Source organism: Ewingella sp. C233 (genome assembly GCF_055407225.1).
The window spans coordinates 1-2693 of record NZ_JBUZRI010000017.1 but is presented as its reverse complement, the minus strand read 5'-3'; the positions used below and the strand labels follow the sequence as shown (position 1 = coordinate 2693).

Sequence of the window (2693 nt, the reverse complement as noted above, 5' to 3'; positions counted from 1 at the left end):
TCCCCTGGGCGAAATGCGCCTGGTAAGCAGAGTTTTTGAAATGTAAGGCCTTTGAATAAGACAAAAGGCTGCCTCATCGCTAACTTTGCAACAGTGCCACTTTTTGTGGTGTTTAAATAAAACATTGGGCACCAAAACATATCCAAAAGATGCAAATTTCGTTACCATGAAAACACAAAGGTGTCAGAGAAAGAATCTCGGTCCACCTATAGTTCAAGTCCGACAGGCTGCTAACCGCAGCGATTTGCCGACCTTGCGCGCCTGCATATGCCTGCGCGCCCCTACCAGTTACGAGACGGAATACGATGTCCAGCATCACTCCAGCCCAGCATCTTGCACCTGCCCCGGCGCCGATGGAATATCTCGCCTTTAACCTCGGCAGCGAAGAATACGGTGTCGACATCCAGAAAGTGCAAGAATTGCGCGGATACGATGCCGTCACGCGCATCGCCAACGCACCGGACTACATCAAGGGCGTCGTCAACCTGCGCGGCGTCATCGTGCCGATCATCGATATGCGCATCAAATTCAATCTCGGTACGCCGACTTACGATCAGTTCACGGTCGTCATCATCCTCAATATTGGCGGTCGAGTGATGGGCATGGTGGTCGATTGCGTGTCCGACGTCATCACGCTGACTCCGGACCAAGTTAAGCCTGCGCCTGAGATGGGTTCGGCGCTGGATACGAATTATCTGATCGGTCTGGGCACGGTCGAACAACGCATGCTGATCCTGGTCGATATCGACAAGCTGATGTCCAGCACGGAAATGGGCTTGATCGAAAAACTGGCGGCATGACTTCCGTCTCGCTATTCACCGAAACGCCGCGCTCGCTTTTAGCGATGCGGCGACGGTGCAAAAATCGCGCGCATGCTGCGAATCGAACGAACCAAAACCGCAATAGAACACACCGTCCAGGGAGCAAGCAATGCGAACCAACATGCCAGTAACAAATTCCGAGTACATCTTGAAGGACACGGAAACGGTCGTTTCCAAGACTGATTTGAGCGGGAATATCACCTACGTTAACCAGGATTTCTGCATTATCAGCGGCTTCTCGGAAGAAGAACTAATTGGATCGCCGCAAAATATCGTGCGTCACCCGGATATGCCGGCTGAGGCGTTCAAAGATTTCTGGAGCACTATCAAGGCCGGCAAAGCGTGGACTGGCCTGGTGAAAAATCGCTGCAAGAACGGCGATTATTATTGGGTCGAGGCCAATGCCGCGCCCATGCTGGAAAACGGCAAAATGGTCGGGTACACATCGATTCGCGTCAAGCCCAGCCGGGAGCAGGTAGCTGCCGCTGACAAAGCCTATCGCACGATCAAAAGTGGCAGCAACGAACTTCAGGTGCACGAAGGCTCGGTCGTCGCGCGCTCATTCTTCCGGCGCTTCGACTGGCTGGCGATCCTGTCGATCAGATCGAAAATCATGCTGTCGTCCGGGCTGCTGACGCTTCTGTTCATTGCAAACCTGGTCTTCTCGGCTTCTGGAAACAAGCAATTCGACGCATGGTCGAGCGCCGCTTCCATCCTCGGCATCGTCCTGGGCCTGGTGTCTGGATTCCTGCTGTACCGCGCCGTCGTCGTGCCGCTGCAAAACGTCAAGCATGACATCGAACGGATGAGCGCGGGCGACCTGAGCGCCAAGATCGACGCCAATGGCGACGATGAGCTGGCGCAGATGATCCAATCGCTGCGCGTGCTGCAAACTAATGTGAAGCTATTGGTCGGCCAGATCAAGGAAGCGACCGATGTCGTCAATAGCGGCGCCGCGGAAATCGCAACCGGCAATGCAGACCTGTCGGCCCGCACCGAATCGCAGGCTAGCTCACTGGAGGAAACCGCTTCCTCGATGGAAGAACTGACCAGCACCGTGAAACAGAACGCCGACAATGCACGCGAGGCAAACCGACTGGTTGCGTCTGCATCCGAAACTGCGATAAAAGGCGGCCAGGCGGTCGGCCAGGTGGTCGGCACGATGGGGTCAATCAAGGAAAGCTCCCGCAAGATCGTCGATATCATCGGCGTCATCGACGGCATCGCGTTCCAGACCAACATCCTGGCCTTGAACGCAGCAGTCGAGGCCGCGCGCGCCGGCGAACAGGGCCGCGGCTTCGCGGTGGTAGCCGCCGAAGTGCGCAATCTTGCACAACGCTCGGCAGGCGCCGCCAAAGAAATCAAGTCCCTGATCAGCGACTCGGTCGAGAGAGTCGAGGCTGGCAGCAAGCTGGTCGACGATGCCGGCAAGACGATGGATGAGATCGTCACACAAGTCAAACAGGTTGCCGGCTACATGAGCGACATCACCTTGGCCAGCCAGGAACAAAGCGAAGGAATCGAACAAGTCAATCAAGCGATCACGCAGATGGACGAGGTGACGCAGCAAAATGCGGCGCTGGTCGAACAAGCGGCAGCCGCTGCCGAGGAAATGCAAAGCCAGGCAGGAAAACTGGCCCAGCTGGTCGACAGTTTCAAACTGGTCTCCGGTGCACAGGCAACGCGAAGTGGCAACACGCAGCCTGTTGCCATACGCGCGCCCACCCCGGTTGCACGCAAGCCTGTTGCCGCGATCCGGACGGCAACCCCGAAAAAACGGCACTGTTGCAAATAGTCGGTGGTGATAAACTTATCATCCCCTTTTGCTGATGGAGCTGCACATGAACCCATTCAAAGGCCGGCATTTTCAGC

General features: G+C 56.0%; 2 protein-coding genes. Both read left to right on the top strand.

Features of this window, described 5'->3' with window-relative positions; translation table 11 throughout:
- Positions 1–305: 305 nt before the first annotated feature.
- Complete coding sequence (locus ACZRKO_RS22735) at positions 306–800, top strand: chemotaxis protein CheW (RefSeq protein ID WP_032309859.1); 495 nt, start codon at positions 306–308, stop codon at positions 798–800.
- A gap of 130 nt (positions 801–930) precedes the next feature.
- On the top strand, positions 931–2616 hold the full coding sequence (locus ACZRKO_RS22730) for a methyl-accepting chemotaxis protein (protein ID WP_277109127.1): 1686 nt from the start codon (positions 931–933) through the stop codon (positions 2614–2616).
- Positions 2617–2693 lie beyond the last annotated feature (77 nt).